At 70.5% G+C, this 17,485-nt stretch carries 18 protein-coding genes; 6 read left to right on the forward strand and 12 right to left on the reverse strand.

The genetic code is table 11. The annotated features are described in order from the left end of the window. Position 1 precedes the first annotated feature (1 nt). Positions 2–223 carry a hypothetical protein gene (locus ACFVW6_RS02185; RefSeq protein ID WP_355274578.1) on the reverse strand — a complete coding sequence of 74 codons (222 nt, stop codon included), beginning with the start codon at positions 221–223 and terminating at the stop codon, positions 2–4. Positions 224–343: 120 nt separating this feature from the next. Between ACFVW6_RS02185 and ACFVW6_RS02190 the strand changes: the two genes are divergently transcribed. Continuing rightward, a complete protein-coding gene (locus tag ACFVW6_RS02190) occupies positions 344–967 on the forward strand; it encodes a DJ-1/PfpI family protein (protein ID WP_378824135.1) in 624 nt (207 codons plus the stop codon). Beyond that, positions 964–1,431 carry a MarR family winged helix-turn-helix transcriptional regulator gene (locus ACFVW6_RS02195; protein WP_378824134.1) on the forward strand — a complete coding sequence of 156 codons (468 nt, stop codon included), beginning with the start codon at positions 964–966 and terminating at the stop codon, positions 1,429–1,431. Before ACFVW6_RS02190 ends, ACFVW6_RS02195 begins: the two co-directional genes overlap by 4 nt. Positions 1,432–1,535: 104 nt before the next feature. Here ACFVW6_RS02195 and ACFVW6_RS02200 read toward each other — a convergent pair whose 3' ends face one another. The 4 genes from ACFVW6_RS02200 to ACFVW6_RS02215 form a co-directional block, all read right to left on the reverse strand. Continuing rightward, positions 1,536–2,084, reverse strand: coding sequence for a YceI family protein (locus ACFVW6_RS02200; protein ID WP_355274564.1), 549 nt, complete (start codon positions 2,082–2,084; stop codon positions 1,536–1,538). Positions 2,085–2,109: 25 nt separating this feature from the next. Beyond that, positions 2,110–2,730, reverse strand: coding sequence for an FMN reductase (locus ACFVW6_RS02205; RefSeq protein ID WP_378824132.1), 621 nt, complete (start codon positions 2,728–2,730; stop codon positions 2,110–2,112). Next, on the reverse strand, positions 2,727–3,818 hold the full coding sequence (locus ACFVW6_RS02210; RefSeq protein ID WP_378824131.1) for an LLM class flavin-dependent oxidoreductase: 1,092 nt from the start codon (positions 3,816–3,818) through the stop codon (positions 2,727–2,729). The genes ACFVW6_RS02205 and ACFVW6_RS02210 overlap by 4 nt, the downstream gene beginning before the upstream one ends. Before the next feature lie 88 nt (positions 3,819–3,906). Next, entirely contained in the window at positions 3,907–4,665 is a 759-nt protein-coding gene (locus ACFVW6_RS02215) for an HAD-IIA family hydrolase (RefSeq protein ID WP_378825617.1), read from the reverse strand. A 165-nt stretch (positions 4,666–4,830) separates the two neighbouring features. Between ACFVW6_RS02215 and fgd the strand changes: the two genes are divergently transcribed. After that, positions 4,831–5,841 carry a glucose-6-phosphate dehydrogenase (coenzyme-F420) gene (fgd, locus tag ACFVW6_RS02220; protein ID WP_378824130.1) on the forward strand — a complete coding sequence of 337 codons (1,011 nt, stop codon included), beginning with the start codon at positions 4,831–4,833 and terminating at the stop codon, positions 5,839–5,841. On the opposite strand, the gene ACFVW6_RS02225 is transcribed toward fgd, so the two are convergent. The 3 genes from ACFVW6_RS02225 to ACFVW6_RS02235 form a co-directional block, all read right to left on the reverse strand. After that, on the reverse strand, positions 5,801–6,694 hold the full coding sequence (locus ACFVW6_RS02225) for a TIGR03619 family F420-dependent LLM class oxidoreductase (RefSeq protein WP_378824129.1): 894 nt from the start codon (positions 6,692–6,694) through the stop codon (positions 5,801–5,803). The genes fgd and ACFVW6_RS02225 overlap by 41 nt on opposite strands. After that, positions 6,691–7,089 carry a MerR family transcriptional regulator gene (locus ACFVW6_RS02230; RefSeq protein WP_378824128.1) on the reverse strand — a complete coding sequence of 133 codons (399 nt, stop codon included), beginning with the start codon at positions 7,087–7,089 and terminating at the stop codon, positions 6,691–6,693. Before ACFVW6_RS02230 ends, ACFVW6_RS02225 begins: the two co-directional genes overlap by 4 nt. A 78-nt stretch (positions 7,090–7,167) precedes the next feature. After that, positions 7,168–7,674, reverse strand: coding sequence for a nitroreductase/quinone reductase family protein (locus tag ACFVW6_RS02235; RefSeq protein ID WP_357342276.1), 507 nt, complete (start codon positions 7,672–7,674; stop codon positions 7,168–7,170). 74 nt (positions 7,675–7,748) lie between these two features. Here ACFVW6_RS02235 and pta point away from each other — a divergent pair, with 74 nt between their 5' ends. Together pta and ACFVW6_RS02245 are read left to right on the forward strand one after the other, a co-directional pair. After that, positions 7,749–9,827: a phosphate acetyltransferase gene (gene pta / locus ACFVW6_RS02240; protein ID WP_378824127.1), complete on the forward strand. Its 2,079-nt coding sequence runs from the start codon at positions 7,749–7,751 to the stop codon at positions 9,825–9,827. Beyond that, positions 9,824–11,026, forward strand: a complete 1,203-nt coding sequence (locus ACFVW6_RS02245; RefSeq protein ID WP_378824126.1) for an acetate kinase — start codon at positions 9,824–9,826, stop codon at positions 11,024–11,026. The genes pta and ACFVW6_RS02245 overlap by 4 nt, the downstream gene beginning before the upstream one ends. Here the strand turns inward: ACFVW6_RS02245 and ACFVW6_RS02250 are convergent. The 3 genes from ACFVW6_RS02250 to ACFVW6_RS02260 form a co-directional block, all read right to left on the reverse strand. Next, complete coding sequence (locus tag ACFVW6_RS02250) at positions 11,023–13,383, reverse strand: serine/threonine-protein kinase PknG (protein ID WP_378825615.1); 2,361 nt, start codon at positions 13,381–13,383, stop codon at positions 11,023–11,025. The two genes, ACFVW6_RS02245 and ACFVW6_RS02250, sit on opposite strands and share 4 nt — an antisense overlap. Before the next feature lie 141 nt (positions 13,384–13,524). Beyond that, a complete protein-coding gene (locus tag ACFVW6_RS02255) occupies positions 13,525–14,487 on the reverse strand; it encodes a glutamate ABC transporter substrate-binding protein (protein WP_355274530.1) in 963 nt (320 codons plus the stop codon). After that, positions 14,484–15,965 (reverse strand): hypothetical protein, encoded by a 1,482-nt coding sequence (locus tag ACFVW6_RS02260; RefSeq protein WP_378824124.1) that lies wholly within the window; start codon positions 15,963–15,965, stop codon positions 14,484–14,486. Before ACFVW6_RS02260 ends, ACFVW6_RS02255 begins: the two co-directional genes overlap by 4 nt. A 129-nt stretch (positions 15,966–16,094) precedes the next feature. Here ACFVW6_RS02260 and ACFVW6_RS02265 point away from each other — a divergent pair, with 129 nt between their 5' ends. Beyond that, a complete protein-coding gene (locus ACFVW6_RS02265; protein ID WP_378824123.1) occupies positions 16,095–16,727 on the forward strand; it encodes an NUDIX domain-containing protein in 633 nt (210 codons plus the stop codon). A gap of 5 nt (positions 16,728–16,732) precedes the next feature. On the opposite strand, the gene thiE is transcribed toward ACFVW6_RS02265, so the two are convergent. Beyond that, positions 16,733–17,434 (reverse strand): thiamine phosphate synthase, encoded by a 702-nt coding sequence (thiE, locus tag ACFVW6_RS02270; protein ID WP_357342285.1) that lies wholly within the window; start codon positions 17,432–17,434, stop codon positions 16,733–16,735. Positions 17,435–17,485 lie beyond the last annotated feature (51 nt).

The following is a 17,485-nucleotide window of genomic DNA, read 5'->3' on the forward strand; positions in this document are numbered from 1 at the left end:
TTCAGTCCTCCTTGGTGAGCGGAATCCAGGCGACGACGTCGACCAGCCGGCCGGGATGCACCGCGACGATCAGTACGGTGGCGCCGGCCGCGAGCGGCTCGTCGGCCCGCGCGAGGTAGGTCTCGGTTCCCCCGCGGATCGCCACGAGTACCTCGCCCAGCGCGCCCGCGGCCCGGATCGGTGACGTGAGGGTGCCCGTCAGGCCGTGTACCGGGTCGGTCATCGCGCTGAGTCTCCTTGTCTCGCACCGAGTGACGTCAGCGTACGGCGGACGGCCTTTCGGTGGGTTTCAATTTTCTTATTGACAGTAAGCTGTCAAATATGACAGGATACTGTCATGACGATGCGAACAGTTCACATGGCCGTGTACAACACCCTCGCCGACTGGGAGGTGGGCGCCGCCACCGCGCAGCTCGCCAACGGCAGCTGGCATCGCGAGCCGGGCACCTTCCAGGTGAAGACGGTCGGGTTGACCACCGAGCCGATCACCACGATGGGCCGCCTGCGGGTCACACCCGACCTCGCGCTGGCCGATCTCGATCCGGCCGACAGCGCGATGCTGATCCTGCCCGGCGCCGATCTCTGGGAGGGCGAGGAGCTGGTGCCGTTCGCGGACAAGGCGCGCGAGTTCGTCGCGGCGGGCGTGCCGGTCGCCGGCATCTGCGGCGCCACCTTCGGCCTGGCCAAGGCGGGCCTGCTCGACGACCGCGCGCACACCTCCAATGCCGCCGAATACCTTGTCTACAGCGGATACTCGGGCGCCGAGCACTACGTCGACGCCCCGGCGGTCGCCGACCGGAACGTGATCACGGCCGACGGCATGTCGCCGTTCGAGTTCGCCAGGGAGGTCTTCACCCGGCTCGAGGTGTCCGAGCCGCACGTCATCGAGGCGTGGTACCAGCTGTTCGCGCACCGCGACCCCGCGGCCTACGCCGTGCTCGCCGAATACGAAGCCGCACACGCGTGACAGCCCGCGACCAGGAACTCTTCTCCACGGCGGCGATCACCTCGTTCAAGCTCAACGGCCAATTCCTCGCCATCGCCGAGGAATTGGCCGCCCCCGCCGGCCTGACCGCCGCCTGGTGGCAGGTCCTCGGCGCCGTCCTCGCCGAACCGCTCCCGGTCGCGGGCATCGCCCGCGCGATGGGCATCACCCGCCAGAGCGTCCAGCGCATCGCCGACCTGCTAGTCGACAAGGGCCTGTGCGAATACCGCCCCAACCCGGCGCACAAGCGGGCCAAGCTCGTCGCGGCGACGGAATCGGGCCGAGCGGCGGTGCAGCGCATCAACCCGCAGCACGCGAAACTCGCCCACCGCCTCGCCGAGGAACTCGGCCCGGCGGAGTTCGCCTCGATCGTCGCCGCCCTGACCCGACTGTCCACCGCGGTCGACGCGATCACGGCAGAGGATCGCACCGACAGCGCCCCCTAGCCGAATGAGATCGATCCGCGGACAGCCGATCTCGCCGGGTAGGTGGCAGCACGACGCCCCCGTCACCACTGTGGTGACGGGGGCGTCGTGAGGTGGGGCCGGGGTCAGCTCTGGAGGCCGACCTCGATCTCGAGGGTGAGGGTGATCTTGTCGCCGATGACGGCGCCGCCGTCGGGGAGCGGCATGTCGATGTCGAGGCCGAAGTCGCGGCGGGAGACGACGGTCTTGGCTTCGAAGCCGGCCACCGGGCCGTTGCCCATGCCCTCGTTGACGCCGAGGAACTCGACCTCGAGGGAGACCGGCTTGGTGTTGCCGCGGACGGTGAACTCGCCGTCGACGACGAAATCGCTGCCCTCGCCGCGGAATCCGGTGGACTTGAAGGTCATCACCGGGAACTGCTCGGCGTGGAAGAAGTCGGCGGTGCGCAGGTGGCCGTCGCGCTGGGCGTTGTCGGTGGTGAGGGAGTCGACGCGGATCTCGGCGGTGGCCGAGGCGGTGCCGTCTTCGCCGATGACGAGGGCGCCGTCGAAGTCGGTGAAGCGGCCGCGGACCTTGCTCACCATCAGGTGGCGGACCGAGAAGCCGACGGTGGAGTGGGTGGGGTCGATGGCCCAGGTGCCCGCGGTGAGGCCGTTGGCGATAGCGGTGGTCATGGGAACTCCTTGTGGGGGTTGGGTTCTAGCGCGGAAGGTTGGCGGCGAGCAGATCCGCGAACGGGGTCGGCTCGTCGTACGGGTCGGCGGGTCCGGTGGCGGGCCTGCCGAGGATCTGGGTGGCGAATTCGGCCGCGGCGCGGTCGATCCTGTTGTTGAGCGACTGGTCGGCGCCGTTGGCGCCCCAGTCCGTCGACGCGGCGTACACGGCGGTGGGTACGACGATCGAGCGCAGGTAGGCGAACAGCGGACGCACCGCGTGTTCGAGAGCGAGCGAGTGCCGCTCGGTGCCGCCGGTGGCCCCGGCCAGCACCGGCTTGCCCGCGAGCGAATCCGGTTCCAGCACATCGAAGAAGGTCTTGAACAGACCGCTGTAGGAGGCACTGAAGATCGGCGTCACCGCGATCAGGCCGTCGGCGGTGACGACCTGATCGATCGCCGACCGCAGCGCCGGGGCCGGGAAGCCGGTGATCAGGTTGTCGGCCAGGTCGCGGGCGTGATCGCGCAGGTCGACGAAGTCGAGTTCGACCTGCGCCCCGGCGGCGCGCAGCTCGCGTGCGGTGGCGGTCGCCAGCCGGTCGGCCAGCAGCCGGGTCGACGAGGGCTGCGAGAGCCCGGCCGACACGACCGCGATGCGGGTCGTCATGCGGTCACCTCCGTGGATGTCTTGGCGGCGAGCAGTGATTCGTGGGTCGGCGCGTCGGGGACGTGTGCGGGTCGTCCGGCTGCGAATTCCTTGCGCAGCACCGGAATCACTTCCTCGCCGAGCAGGTCGAGCTGCTCGAGCACCGTCTTCAGCGGCAGGCCCGCGTGGTCGACCAGGAACAGCTGGCGCTGGTAGTCGCCGAAGTGCTCGCGGAAGGTGAGCGTCTTCTCGATGACCTGCGCCGGGCTGCCGACGGTGAGCGGGGTCTGCTCGGTGAACTCCTCCAGCGACGGGCCGTGTCCGTAGACGGGCGCGTTGTCGAAGTACGGGCGGAATTCCCGGATCGCGTCCTGGGAGTTCTTGCGCAGGAACACCTGCCCGCCGAGGCCGACGATGGCCTGGTCGGCGCTGCCGTGGCCGTAGTGCTCGTAGCGGCGCCGGTACAGCTCGATCAGCCGCTGGAAGTGGTCGGTGGGCCAGAAGATGTGGTTGGCGAAGAAGCCGTCACCGTAGTAGGCGGCCTGCTCGGCGATCTCCGGGCTGCGGATGGAGCCGTGCCAGACGAACGGCGGGACGTCGTCGAGCGGGCGCGGGGTGGAGGTGAACGACTGCAGCGGGGTGCGGAACTTGCCCTCCCAGTCGACGACGTCCTCGCGCCAGAGCCGGTGCAGCAGGTGGTAGTTCTCGATGGCCAGCGGGATGCCGTCGCGGATGTCCTTGCCGAACCAGGGGTAGACCGGGCCGGTGTTGCCGCGGCCGAGCATCAGGTCGACCCGGCCGTCGGCCAGGTGCTGCAGCATCGCGAAGTCCTCGGCGATCTTGACCGGATCGTTCGTGGTGATCAGCGTGGTGGAGGTGGACAGCATGATCTTGTCGGTGCGGCCCGCGATGTAGCCGAGCATGGTGGTCGGCGAGGACGGCACGAAGGGCGGGTTGTGGTGCTCGCCCATCGCGAACACGTCGAGCCCCACCTCCTCGGCCTTCTGCGCGATCGCGACCATCGCCTTGATCCGCTCGGCCTCGGTGGGGGTGCGGCCGTTCGTGGGGTCGGTGGTCACATCGCCCACGGTGAAGATTCCGAACTGCACGGGCCCTCCTCGACTCGCTTTGGTTGCCATGGCAACTATAACCAGCGAGGGCGAGAACCTATTCCGCTGTGAGGCAGCTCACATCCAGCTACTCCGGGAAGGGGGTGTGGGTGCGGCCGATAAGGTCGGCGACCGAGTCGACGACCAGGGTGGGCCGGAAGGGGTACTTCTCGACCGAGGTCTTGGTGGAGATGCCGGAGGTGACCAGGATCGTGCGCAGGCCGGCTTCCAGGCCGGAGATGACATCGGTGTCCATGCGGTCGCCGATCATCACCGTGGTCTGCGAGTGGGCGCCGATCCGGCGCAGGGCCGAGCGCATCATCAGCGGGTTCGGCTTGCCGACGTAGTAGGGGTCCTTGCCGGTGGCGTGGGTGATCAGCGCGGCGACCGAGCCGGTCGCGGGCAGCACGCCGTCGCGGGACGGGCCGGTCGCGTCGGGGTTGGTGGCGATGAAGCGGGCGCCCCGGTCGATCAGGCGGATCGCGGTGGTGATCGCCTCGAACGAATACGTTCGGGTCTCGCCGAGGACCACATAGTCGGGGTCGACATCGGTGAGGACATAGCCGATCTCGTGCAGCGCGGTGGTCAGGCCGGATTCGCCGACCACGTACGCGGTGCCGTTGGGGCGCTGGTCGTCGAGGAAGGTGGCGGTGGCCAGCGCCGAGGTCCAGATGGACTCCTCGGGGATGTCCAGGCCGGTCTGGCGCAGCCGGGCCTGCAGATCGCGCGGGGTGCGGATCGAGTTGTTGGTGAGGACCAGGAACGGGATCTCGTTGTCGCGCAGCTCGGCGAGGAATTCGTCGGCGCCCGGGATCAGTTGATCCTCGTGCACCAGCACGCCGTCCATGTCGGTCAGGTACGACAAGATCTGCTCATCCTTGGCGGTCACCAGCTAATCATCCGCTAAAACCGGCGGCGGTGCGAGCCACCGCTACCGGAGAAGTCGGCGGCGGTGTTGGTTAGTGTCGATGCGGCAGGGGCCGCGACGAAGCGAACGACAGGAGTGGCTGAGATGGTTGATCTCAAGCTCGGATACAAGGCATCGGCAGAGCAGTTCGGGCCGCGTGAGCTCGTCGAGCTGGCGGTGGCCGCCGAGGAACACGGTCTCGACAGCGCGACCGTCAGTGATCACTTCCAGCCGTGGCGGCACAACGGCGGGCACGCGCCGTTCTCGCTGGCCTGGCTGGCCGCTACCGGTGAGCGCACCGAGCGCATCATGCTCGGCACCTCCGTGCTCACCCCCACCTTCCGCTACAACCCGGCGGTGATCGCCCAGGCCTTCGCCACCTTCGGCTGCCTGTACCCGGGCCGGGTCATGCTCGGTGTCGGCACCGGTGAGGCGCTCAACGAGATCGCCACCGGTTACAAGGGCGAATGGCCCGATTTCAAGGAGCGGTTCGCCCGCCTGCGTGAATCGGTGTCGCTGATGCGCGCGCTGTGGACCGGCGAGCGCACCGATTTCGACGGCGAGTACTACCACACTGTCGGCGCCTCCATCTACGACGTGCCCAAGGGCGGCATCCCCGTCTACATCGCCGCGGGCGGCCCGGTCGTGGCCCGCTACGCCGGTCGCGCCGGCGACGGCTTCATCTGCACCTCGGGCAAGGGCATGGACCTCTACACCGAGAAGCTGCTGCCCGCCGTCGCCGAGGGCGCGGCCAAGGCCGAACGCGACCCCGCAGGCATCGACAAGATGATCGAGATCAAGATCTCCTACGACACCGATCCCGAACTGGCGCTGCAGAACACGCGCTTCTGGGCCCCGCTGTCGCTGAGCGCCGAGCAGAAGCACGACATCACCGACCCGATCGAGATGGAAGCCGCCGCCGACGCCCTGCCGATCGAGCAGGTCGCCAAGCGCTGGATCGTGGCCAGCGATCCCGACGAGGCCGTCGCCCAGATCAAGCCCTACCTGGACGCGGGCCTCAACCACCTGGTCTTCCACGCCCCCGGTCACGACCAGCTGCGCTTCCTCGACCTGTTCAAGCGCGACCTGGCCCCGCGCCTGCGCGCCCTGGGCTGACCGCGAGCGCGAACCGCTCGGCCAGTTCCGACATCTCGTCGAACTGCCGGGCGGGTTCGCTCGCCGTCGCGCCGACGACGATCCGCGTGACACCCTGGGAGGCAAGGCCTTCCACGCGTTCGGGCGGCATATCGATCGAGCCCCAGCGGGTGTAATCGAGCGCCGCCGGATCGCGCCCGGCCGCGATCGCGGTGTCGCGCACCAGCTTCCATTGCGCAGCCCGCTCCAGCGGGGCGAGCATCCCGCCGGGGAACCAGCCGTCGCCGTACAGGCCCGCCCGGCGCGCGGCGGCCCGGCTGGAACCGCCGACATGGATCGGTAGCCGGGCGGTGCCGTAGGGCTTGGGATAGCTGGTCAGCTCAGCGAAATCGAAGAACTCGCCGTGGAATTCGACGCCGTCGGCATCGCCGGACCACAGCGCCCGCAAGACCTGGATCGCCTCGTCGGCCCGCCTGCCGCGACTGCGATAGTCGACGCCGACGGCTGCCGCCTCGGCGGGCAGCGCGCCGAGCCCGACGGTGAGCAGGCGCATCCGGCCGCGCGAGAGCTGGTCGATAGTGGCCAGCCGTTTGGCCAGCACCACCGGATGCCGGTACGGCAGCAGCAGCACGCCCGTGCCGAGGAGCAGTCGGCTCGTCGACGCGGCGACGAAACTCAGCGTGTCGAGCGGGTCGACGAACGCCAGCGTCGGATCCAGTTCGATCGCGCCGACGGTCGCGCCGGGATGCAGCGCGATGTGGTCGGGCAGGTAGAGCCCTTCGAACCCGCACCGTTCGGCGTGCTGGGCGAAGGCGACGAGCCGATCGGGGTCGGTGCCGTAGAGCGGGGTGTTGTAGCTGATCGCGAACTTCACCGGACGACCGATCGGCGGAGGCCGCAGGCGGGCTCGCCCGGCTCGGCGGCGAGAGCGTCGGCGAGCTGGGCGGCCAGCTGTCCACGGATGGTCGCGAGGCGCCGGGTGGCCGCGTCGACCTCGTCGAGTTTGCGGCGCAGCTCCTCGACGGAATCGGGACAGCCGTCGCCCGAGCCGTCGCCAGCCCGCAGGCAGGCGACGAACGGGTGCATGTCGGCCAGTTCGAAGCCGACGGTGCGCAGCGCGTGGATCTTGTGGACGACGCGCAGTTCGACCTCGTCGTAGATCCGGTAGCCGTTGCTGTCGCGGCGCGGTTCGACCAGCCCGTGCTGCTCGTAGTAGCGCAGCGCGCGAGCGCTGGAACCGGTGCGTTCCGCCAGTTCGCCGATCAGCATGCGACCTCCTCGATGACCGTGGCCGTCAAGGTAGACCTTGCCGTCGGCGTCAAGGCAAGAACGCCGCGGTGGTCCGGGTTATGCCCGGCGTAGGGCGAACATGCGCAGGTTGCGGGTGGTTCGGTCGCGGTAGGCGGCGTAGGCGCCGGTGATCTCGATGAAGCGGGCGAAGAGGGCTTCCTTCTCCGCGTCGGGGACCGGGGTGGCGACGACGGGGATGCGCTCGCCCGCGATGGCCACGGTGGCCGCCGGGTTCGCCAGCAGGTTCCCGGTCCAGGCCGGGTGGTGCTCCTGGCCGAAGTTGGAGCCGACCACGTAGAGGGTGTCGCCGTCGTGCACGTAGAGCAGCGGCTGGGTGCGCTGCGCGCCGGACTTGCGGCCGGTGGTGGTCAGCAGGATCACCGGGGCGCCGATCGGGCCGAGCACGGTGTACTTGGCGTCGGTCCGCTCGAGCAGGGCCCGATCCAGCGGGGTCACCGTGCGGATCAGCCAGGAACCCGGCTTCGTCGCGGCGAAACGATTGGCGGCGCGGGACAGGAGATTGGTGCGCGAACCCCACTGCCGATCCGGGAACTGCGATGTCATGGGCCGGACTATAACGCGGCCGATCGCGCCACACCGAACCCCCGAATCGCCATCGATTAACTAAGCTCGCGACCATGGTCGAACATGCCACGTCCACCGTGTACATCGCTTCACCCGAGGGTGACACCGGAAAATCCACCGTGGCGCTCGGCGTGCTCCAGATGGTGTGCGCGACCGCCGCGCGCGTCGGGGTGTTCCGCCCGATCACCCGCTCGACCGCCGAGCCCGACTACATCCTCGAACTGCTGCTCGAGCACAGCACCGCCGATATCGGCTACGAGCAGGCCATCGGCGTCACCTACGAGGACGTGCACCGCGACCCCGACGCCGCGATCAGCGAGATCGTGATGCGGTTCCACGACGTCGCCAAGGCCTGCGACGCGGTGGTGATCGTCGGCAGCGACTACACCGATGTCGCCAGCCCGAGCGAACTGCGCTACAACGCCCGCATCGCGGTGAACCTGGGCGCGCCGGTGTTGCTGGTGGTGCGCGGTGCCGACCGCACGCCCGCCGAGGTCAAGCAGCTGGTGGAATTGTGTTCGACCGAGCTGGCCGCCGAGCACGCCCAGCTGGTCGCCGTCGTCGCCAATCGCTGCGCGCCGGACGAGATCGACGAGATCGGCAGCGCCCTGGCCGGTTTCGAGGTGCCGTCCTGGACACTGCCCGAGGTGCCGCTGCTGATGGCGCCGACCATGGGCGAGCTGTGCGGCGCCATCGACGGCGAGATCTACAGCGGCGACCCGGAACTGCTCCAGCGCGAGGCGCTGCGGATCATGGTCGGCGGCATGACCGCCGAGCACATCCTGGAACGACTATCCGACGGAGTGGTCGTGATCGCCCCGGGCGACCGCTCCGATGTTCTACTCAGCGTGGTGAACGCCCATGAGGCGGCGGGCTTTCCGTCGCTGGCCGGGGTCATCATGAACGGCGGCATCCGCCCGCATCCGGCCATCGCGCGCCTGATGGAGGGCCTGCACCCCAAACTGCCGATCCTCACCACCGAACTCGGCACCTACGACACCGCCAGCGCGGTGCACCGCACCCGCGGCCGGATGTGGGCGGGCAGCCCGCTCAAGGTGGACACGGCGCTGGCGCTGATGGAAGAGCGCGTCGACGCGCCGGAACTGTTGCGGCGCATCCAGGTACCGCCGTCGAACGTGGTCACCCCGCAGATGTTCGAATACCGGCTGATCGAGCGGGCCAGGGCCGATCGCAAGCGGATCGTGCTGCCCGAGGGCGACGACGACCGCATCCTGCGCGCCGCGGGCCGGGTGCTCCAGCGCAAGATCGCCGACCTCACCATCCTCGGCGACGAGACCGCGGTGCGCGCCCGCGCCGCCGAACTCGGCGTCGACATCGCCGCCGCGCATGTGCTCGACCCGCGCACCTCCGGCTACCTCGACGAATTCGCCGCCGAATACACCGAATTGCGCAAGCACAAGGGCATGACGCTCGAGCGCGCCCGCGAAACCATGGCCGATATCTCGTATTTCGGCACCATGATGGTCTACAAGGGGATCGCCGACGGCATGGTCTCCGGCGCCGCGCACACCACCGCGCACACCATCCGGCCGTCCTTCGAGATCATCAAGACGGTGCCCGGCGTGGCGACGGTGTCGAGTGTGTTCCTGATGTGCCTGGCCGATCGCGTCCTCGCCTACGGTGACTGCGCCGTGGTCCCCGATCCGACCTCGGAACAGCTCTCCGATATCGCGATCTCCTCGGCGGGCACCGCGGCCCGGTTCGGGATCGACCCGCGGGTGGCGATGCTGTCGTACTCGACCGGGTCCTCGGGGTCCGGCGCCGATGTCGACAAGGTCCGGGTCGCCACCGAGCTCGTGCGGGAACGCGCGCCGGAACTGCCGGTGGAGGGTCCGATCCAGTACGACGCGGCGATCGAGCCGACGGTGGCCAGCACCAAGCTCCCCGATTCCGAGGTGGCCGGGCGGGCAACGGTTTTCGTCTTCCCCGACCTCAATACCGGCAACAACACCTACAAGGCCGTGCAGCGCAGCGCGGGCGCGGTCGCGATCGGCCCGGTGCTGCAGGGCCTGCGCAAGCCGGTCAACGACCTCTCGCGCGGCGCGCTCGTCGCCGACATCGTGAACACCGTGGCGATCACCGCCATCCAGGCGCAGGGAGAAGACGCGTGAGCGACCTGGTATTGGTGCTGAACTGCGGCTCCTCCTCGATCAAATACCAGCTGCTGCACGCGGATTCGGCCGAAGTGCTGGCCTCCGGGCTGGTCGAGAAAATCGGTGAGTCGCACGGCGGCCGGATCGTGCACGAGTGCGGTGACCGAAAGCTGGTGCACGAGGGCGTCATCGCCGATCACCGGGCCGGCCTGCGCCGGGCGTTCGAGATGTTCCAGGAGACCGGCATCGACCTGGCCACGATCGGCATCGGCGCGGTCGGGCACCGGGTGGTGCACGGCGGCGAGGTGTTCTGGGAACCGACGCTGATCACCGACGAGGTGCTGCGCACCATCGACGAGCTGTCGGTCCTCGCGCCGCTGCACAACCCGGCCAATGTGGTCGGCATCGAGTCGACCAGGGAACTGCTGCCCGGCATCCCGGAGGTCGCGGTGTTCGACACCGCCTTCTTCCACACCCTGCCGGAGGCGGCCAAGACCTACGCGATCGACGCGAAACTGGCTGCCGCGCACGGTGTCCGCAAGTACGGCTTCCACGGCACCTCGCACCAGTACGTGTCGGCGAAGGCCGCCGAATACCTGGGCAGGCCGGTCGAGGAGCTGAACCAGATCGTCTTCCACCTCGGTAACGGGGCGTCGGCCTCGGCCGTGGCCGGGGGCGTCGCGATCGACACCACCATGGGTATGACCCCGCTGGAGGGCCTGGTGATGGGCACCAGGCCGGGTGATCTCGACCCCGGGATCATGCCGCACCTGATGAATGTCGCCGGGCTGGATCTGCCCGCGGTCGAGCAATTGCTCAACCGCAACTCCGGCATCAAGGGCCTGTCGGGGGTGAACGACTTCCGCGAATTGCAGCAGCTCATCGACAACGGCGACGCCGCCGCGAAACTGGCCTACGACGTCTACATCCACCGCCTGCGCCGCTACCTCGGCGCCTACCTGGTGGAACTCGGCGGCGTCGACGCCATCGTGTTCACCGCGGGCGTGGGGGAGAACAGCGCGTCGGTGCGCGCGGACGCCCTCGCCGGCCTGGCGAACCTCGGCATCGAGGTCGACCCGGTCCGCAACGAGACCAGAACCCCCGGCGTCCGGCACATCTCGCCGGAATTCGCGCCGGTGCACGTGCTGGTGGTGCCGACCAACGAGGAACTCGCGATCGCCAGGGCCGCGCACGCGCTGGTCGGCGGGTCCGCCTAGAACCAGGACTTCGCGCGCAGCGAGTTGGCCAGGTCGACCAGGGCGTAGCGGTGCACGCGATCGGGCGCGTTGCGGGCCAGTGCGCGCAGGCCGGTCTCGGTGCCGTCGCGCAGATCGCGTTCGTCGAAGGGGCGGCCGAACAGCTTGGCGTCCTTGCGTTTCGGGGTGTTCCCGGCCTGCAGCCAGGCCAGTGCCGTGCCCTGCACCAGGGTGCGCATGAGGGTGGATCGGTGCTCGCCGGGCGGGATGGACTGGGCGCGCGAGGCGGCCAGGCGCAGCACCTGCTCGTCGAGCCGGTCGACGGGAGCACTGGTGAGCAGCAACAGGATCGCGGTGGTCTGGGCGGTGGTGAAGTGCCGCGAGGCCGCGGGGACATCGTCGAGGGCGTGCACCGCCTCGCCGACCCGGCCCGCCACCGCCAGCTGCCTGGCCAGGCCGAAGGCGGCGCTCACGACGGCGCGGTCGGTCCGCCACACGGTGTCGTAGTAGCGCTCGGCGAAGGCCCGCCACTGTTCGGGCGCGTCGGAATCCCAGTGCTGCAGAATCAGTTCCGCGGTGGCGGCCAGGGCCAGCTTGGGCGCGATCTCGCCGGGCAGCACCCGCAGCACCGCCTCGAAGGCGGCGAAGGCGGCCTCGTAGTCGAGTTCGAGCAGGTGCGCCTGACCGGTGAACCAGTCGGCGCGCCAATCGGAGTCGCCGGAGACACGGTCGAGCAGGTGCAGCACCGCGGCCGATTCGCCGAGTTCGAGCCGGGCCCGCGCCTCGGCGAAGACCAGTTCGCCCGCCAGGGTCTCCGGCGCGTTGTCCGGGTCGGCCTCGGCGCGTTCGCGGGCCTCGTGCAGGGCTTCCAGCACCCGCTCCGGGTCCAGGTTCGCGGTCGCGGCCAGCAGCGGAGCCGACGGATCGGCCGGGTCGATCAGCGGAATCGGCAGCGCGGCGACCACATCACCGGAGTCGAGCAGCGGTGAGCGGCCGACGCCGTCGAGGTAGGAGTCGGTCTGGCTGATCAGTTCCTCGGTGCCGAAGCTGGTGCGCTGGGGACTGAACACGGTGGACAGCTGGGGATGCTCGGCGCCGGTGTCGTAGGCGAGGATCTCCCGCAGCACCCCCGCCAGCTGGGCCGACATCGCCCGTGCCGACGGAAACCGCCGGGCCGGATCGGGGTCGGTGGCGGTGAGCAGGAACCGGTGGAAGAACTCGTAGCGGGCCAGCAGCGGTTCGTCGGCGGGGTCGGGGATGCCGTCGAGATAGCGGCCGTGCTCGGTGGGCAGCGCCAGGGTGAGCGCGGCCAGGGTCCGGCCGACCGTGTGCACGTCGGAGGCGGGGGTCGGACCGGTCCTGGCGATCTCGGGTGCCTGGAAGCCCTTGGTGCCGTAGAGGTTTCCGTAGGCCTCGATGGTGGCGACCGCGCCCAGGTCGATCAGCTTCACCTGGTCCTCGGTGATCATCACGTTGTCGGGCTTGAGGTCGTTGTAGGTCAGACCGATCGAGTGCAGGTGGTCCAGCGCCGGCAGGATCTCCAGCACGTAGGCGATGGCCTCGGCCAGCGGCATCCGCTCGCCGGCGGGCTTGGCGTCGAGGATGTCGCGCAGCGAGTGCCCGCCGACGTACTCCATGACGATGTAGCCGGTGCTCGATCCGTCGGCCGCGGTGTGCTCGACGAAGTTGTGGATCTTGACGATGCTCGGATGCGCCACCTCGGCCAGGAACTGGCGCTCGGCCACCGCGACGGCCTGTGCCTCGGCGTCACCGGCGTGCAGCAGGCCCTTGAGCACTACCCACCGGTCGCTGACATTGCGGTCGATGGCCAGGTAGATCCAGCCGAGCCCACCGTGGGCGATACAGCCCTGGATCTCGTACTGCCCGGCGACCATGTCGCCCTCGTGCAGCGACGGCCGGAAATCGTAGGCCGCGCCGCAGGTGGCGCACTGCCCGGCCGAGGTCCCGGCGTGCGTCGCGGTCGAGCGGCCGACCGGGTCGCCGCAGCGCCAGCAGAACCGCCTGCCCTCCGAGACCACCGGATCGGCCAGCACCGCCTCGCGCGGGTCGGCCGGGGTGACGGTGGGAATCGGCACCAGGCCGGCGCCGAGCCTGCGGGTGGGGCGCGACCTGGCGGTGCGCACACTGCGCCCGGACCTGGACGTGCTCGGCCCGGTCTGCGCGCCGGAGGGCCAGGCGGCGTCGCCGGAGCCGGATCGGGGCGGGGTGGCCTGGGTGCCGGGCGGTTCGGTCACCGCGTGCGCGGCGCCGGCGCGCTGGGTGGCGTCCGCGCGCTGGGTGGCCGGTGGCTGGTCCGGTGCGGCGGGCCTGACCGCGATCTCGGTGGGCGCGTGCGGCGCCTGGATCGGCAGCGGCATGGTCTCGTCGTCGGCCGGAGCGGGCGGCAGCGTCCAGCCACCGGGCAGCTCGCCTTCGGGGCGGTGGGTCAGCTGGGTCGGTTCCTGTCGCGCCGGATCCTCTTGCGCCGGTTCACCGTTCGTCGGTGTGGTCATCGTCGATCAGTCCTGGTACGTCGGAGCGGGCGGGCTCGGCGTCTCGCCGAGGGAGGCGAGCCAGCGGCGGTGGATGCGCGTCCAGGTGCCGTCGTTGCGGATGCGCTCCAGGGTGGCGTTGACGAAGCGGACCAGGTCGTCGTCGCCCTTCGGGATGCCGATGCCGTAGGGCTCGGCGCTGATGCTCTCGCCGACGACCTCGGTGTAGGGGTCCTGCGCGGCCAGGCCGGCCAGGATCGCGTCGTCGGTGCTCACCGCGTCGACCTGGCGCTGTTGCAGCACCACCAGGCAGTCCGCCCAGGTCGGCACCGTCAGGATGGTGGCGGCGGGCTGATCGCGGCGGATGTGGTCGAGCGAGGTGGTGCCGCGCACCACGCACACCCGCTTGCCCGCCAGGTCGGCCAGGCTGTTGATGCCGGAGTTCTTCACCGCGAGCACGCGCTGGTCGGCGCGCAGGTAGACGGTGGAGAAGGCCACCCGCTGGCGACGCTCGCAGGTGATCGTCATCGTCTTGGCGATCAGGTCGACGGTGTGGTCCTGCAGCGCCCGTTCGCGCTCTTCCGAAGCGAGGCTGCGGTATTCGATCAGATCGGGGTTGCCGAGCAGGTCGCGCGCGATCTCGCGGGCGATGTCGGCGTCGAAGCCGACGATCCGGCCGGTCAGCGGGTCGCGGAAGCTGAACAGGTTGCTGCCCGCGTCGAGGCCGACGATCAGCCTGCCGCGGGCGCGGATGGCGTCGATCGTCGGGCCGCGCGAGGTGCTGGGGCGCAGGCTGGCCGTCGGGTCGCCGCACTGCTCGCCGCCGCGGGCGGGCACCGGGGTGTCGGTGCCGATCGGGATCGCCTTGGCGGGCAGGGGCGGTTCGGAGTAGACGCTGTTGTCGTCCGGTGCCGGGGTGCTGTCGGCGCAGCCGCCGAGCAGCGCCGCCGCCGTGAGCAGCAGCGCCGCGGCGATCCGCCCGCGGCTCACCGGTACTCCCGCAGCCGGGGCCAGAGCCCGAGCGCGACGCAGACCGCCGCGACGATGCCGAGGACGAACGCGCCGGGGGCGAGGAAGGCCAGCACGTCGATGGCCTGGGAGACCTTGTCGCGCAAGGTGTCCCTGGTCGCCGCGGCGGCCTTGTCCAGGGCGCGGTCGATCGCGTCGACCTGGGCGGCCGCGTCGGCGGCGCTCGGTCCGGTGGCGACCGCGGCGGCGCCGGTGAAATCGCCGCGCGCGAGGGTGTCGTTCATCCGCTGATGCGCGGACTGCCAGCGCGCGAGCGCGGCGCGGGCGTCGGCGACCTCGGTGCGCGCCGGCGCGTCCTGGGGGTAGCCGGCGAGCAGTTCGGTGAGCCGGGTGGTGTTGGTGTCGAAGGTGCGGTCGTAGTCGCCGGTGGCGTCGCGGCGCACCAGCTTGACCATCTCCGCCGACCTGGCCTGCTGCACCAGGATGCGGCTCTCGGCCAGCCGGGCGGCGGGCACCGCGCCCTGGTCGCGGCAGCGCATCATCGATACCGCCGACACCGAGCCCGCGGCCACCGTCCACACCAGCGTCAGCGCGAGCGCGCCGGTGCCGATCAGCAGACCCATGTTGAACACCCGCCGCGAGCGCTTGGCCAGCTCCACCTGGACCCAGAGCAGGGCGCCGAGGGTCGCCATCAACAGGACGATCGCGGGCCACGGCGGCAGCACGTGCCGGTGCTGGGCGTCGGTGACCGCGTCGAGGCGGTGGTTCTCCAGCTCCTCGGCCATCGGCAGCAGCGTCGTCTGCATCTGGTGCGACGCCTCGCTGAGATAAGCGGCGCCGACCGGGTAGCCGTTGCGGTTGTTGGCGCGCGCGGTCTCGATCAGGCCGGTGTAGACCGGCAGCCCGGTCGCGATGCCGGTGCGGAGCTTGCGATCGGTGCCCGACGGGTCGGCGGCCTCCTCGACGGAGATGTGCCCGGCCTGGGTCACCAGTTCGGCGGCGGCCTCGCCGATGGCCTGGGTGTAACGGTCGCGCACGGCCTTCGGCTCCAGCCCGCCCGCGATGAACGCGGTACCCGCGGCGGCGTCGGCGATGGAGAGCGAGGTGTAGAGGTGATTGGCCGAGTGGGCGTCGGGTTCGGTGTCGTCGAGCAGGACGCCGAGAGCTTGCTGGCGGTCGCTGACGGTCGTCGAAGTCACCGCGCCCGCGGTGACGCAGAGCACCATCAGCACCAGTCCGGCAGCCACCAGCCGGCCCGGCGACGATTGCACGAAGCCGCGCATCCGGGCGGGGTGGAACTGCGCACGCAGCGCCTTCACATCCGGCGCGGGCGGCCGGTCGACGACGATCGCCGGTTTCCGCAACGCGGCGCGGCGGCCCGTCACCGGCTCGGCCGCGGCCGCCACCGAGCCCTGCGCACCCTGCGTGGCCTGCGACGACGGGCCGGAACGAACGGCCGCGACCTCGGTCGAGGCATCGCGATTCCCGGGTTCGACCATCGTTCACCTCCCCGTGCTGTCCGCGCACCCCTCGTGGTGCGGAGTTTATTGTGGTCCTACCGGTGGCGCAGCCCCTCAGACACCCCCGAAGCGGTTGCTGCTCGGCTGCTACGGAGGAAAGAGTATTGGATGCGCGGTGACGGAGACGGCTGGTCGAACAGTCCGGGCGGAGTTCGGCACTGGGGCAAGTACGGCGCGGCGGGTCTGTTGCTGCGCGCGCCGCTGCCCCGGGGTGGGTCGGCGGTGCTGCTACAGCACCGGGCGCCGTGGAGTCATCAGGGCGGTACCTGGGCGATCCCCGGCGGCGCGCGCGATTCCCACGAGAGCGCCGAGCACGCCGCGGTCCGGGAGGCCTGGGAGGAAGCGGGCATCACCGCCGACGCGCTGCGCGTGCGCGCCGAACGGCTGACGATGACCGCGCCGAGCGGCTGGACCTACACCACGGTGCTGGCCGACGCCGAGTTCCCGCTGCCCACCGTCGCCAACAAGGAGAGCTCCGAGCTGGTCTGGGTGGCCGAGGACGAGGTCGACGACCTCCCGCTGCACCCGGGTTTCGCCGCGGCGTGGGTGGAGCTGCGCGCGGTGCCGCTGCGTCTGCGGTTCGCCGCCGAGCCGGTCGCCGACCTGCCCCGGACCGTCGAACTCGCCGATCGCGGGTTCTTCTGGTTGCACGCGCAGGCCGACGGACCCGGCGACGAGGTGACCATCGGCACGGAGCCCGCCGACGAACTGGCCGAGGCGCTCACCGCGCTGCTGACCTGAATTCGTTATCCCGCCGCGGCGACCAGCGCCTGCTTGAGCTCGCGCGCCGCGGCTTCGGGATCGGCGGCCGCGGTGATCGCGCGAACCACGACGATCCGGCGCGCACCGGCGGCGAGCACCTCGGGCAGGCGTTCGGTGTCGATGCCGCCGATCGCGAACCACGGCATCGTCGGGTGCCCGTCGGCGGTGGAGCGCACCAGGTCGATGCCCGCCGCCTGGCGGCCCGGCTTGGTCGGGGTCGTCCAGATCGGGCCGGTGCAGAAGTAGTCGAGATGGCCGTCGATCGCCGCCAGGCCCGCCTGGGCGCGACTGTGGCTCGACCGGCCGATGACGACATCGGGGCCGAGGATGCGGCGGGCGTAGGCGGGCGGGAGATCGCCCTGTCCGAGATGCAGGACGTCGGCGCCGGCGGCCAGCGCGATATCGGCGCGGTCGTTCACCGCGAGCAGCGCGCCGTGCCTGCGGGTCGCGGCCTTGATCTCGGCGAGCGCGCCGAGCTCGGCCTTGGCCTCCAGCGGGCCGAACTCGGCCTCACCGGGCGACCCCTTGTCGCGGAGCTGGACGATGTCGACGCCACCGGCTAGCGCGGCATCGACGAAACGGGCCAGATCGCCCTTCTCCCGGCGCGCGTCGGTGCACAGATACAGCAGCGCGTTCGACAGGCGCTCCCTGGGCGGGACGGAACGATTCGGATGGGAGGGCTGCACAGTGTCGACGGTAGTCGCGCTACCGTGGAGACGCGAACGCCGAGGCGTTCG

Origin of the sequence: Nocardia sp. NPDC058244 (genome assembly GCF_042882065.1) — a bacterium.
Classification (GTDB): Bacteria; Actinomycetota; Actinomycetes; order Mycobacteriales; family Mycobacteriaceae; genus Nocardia.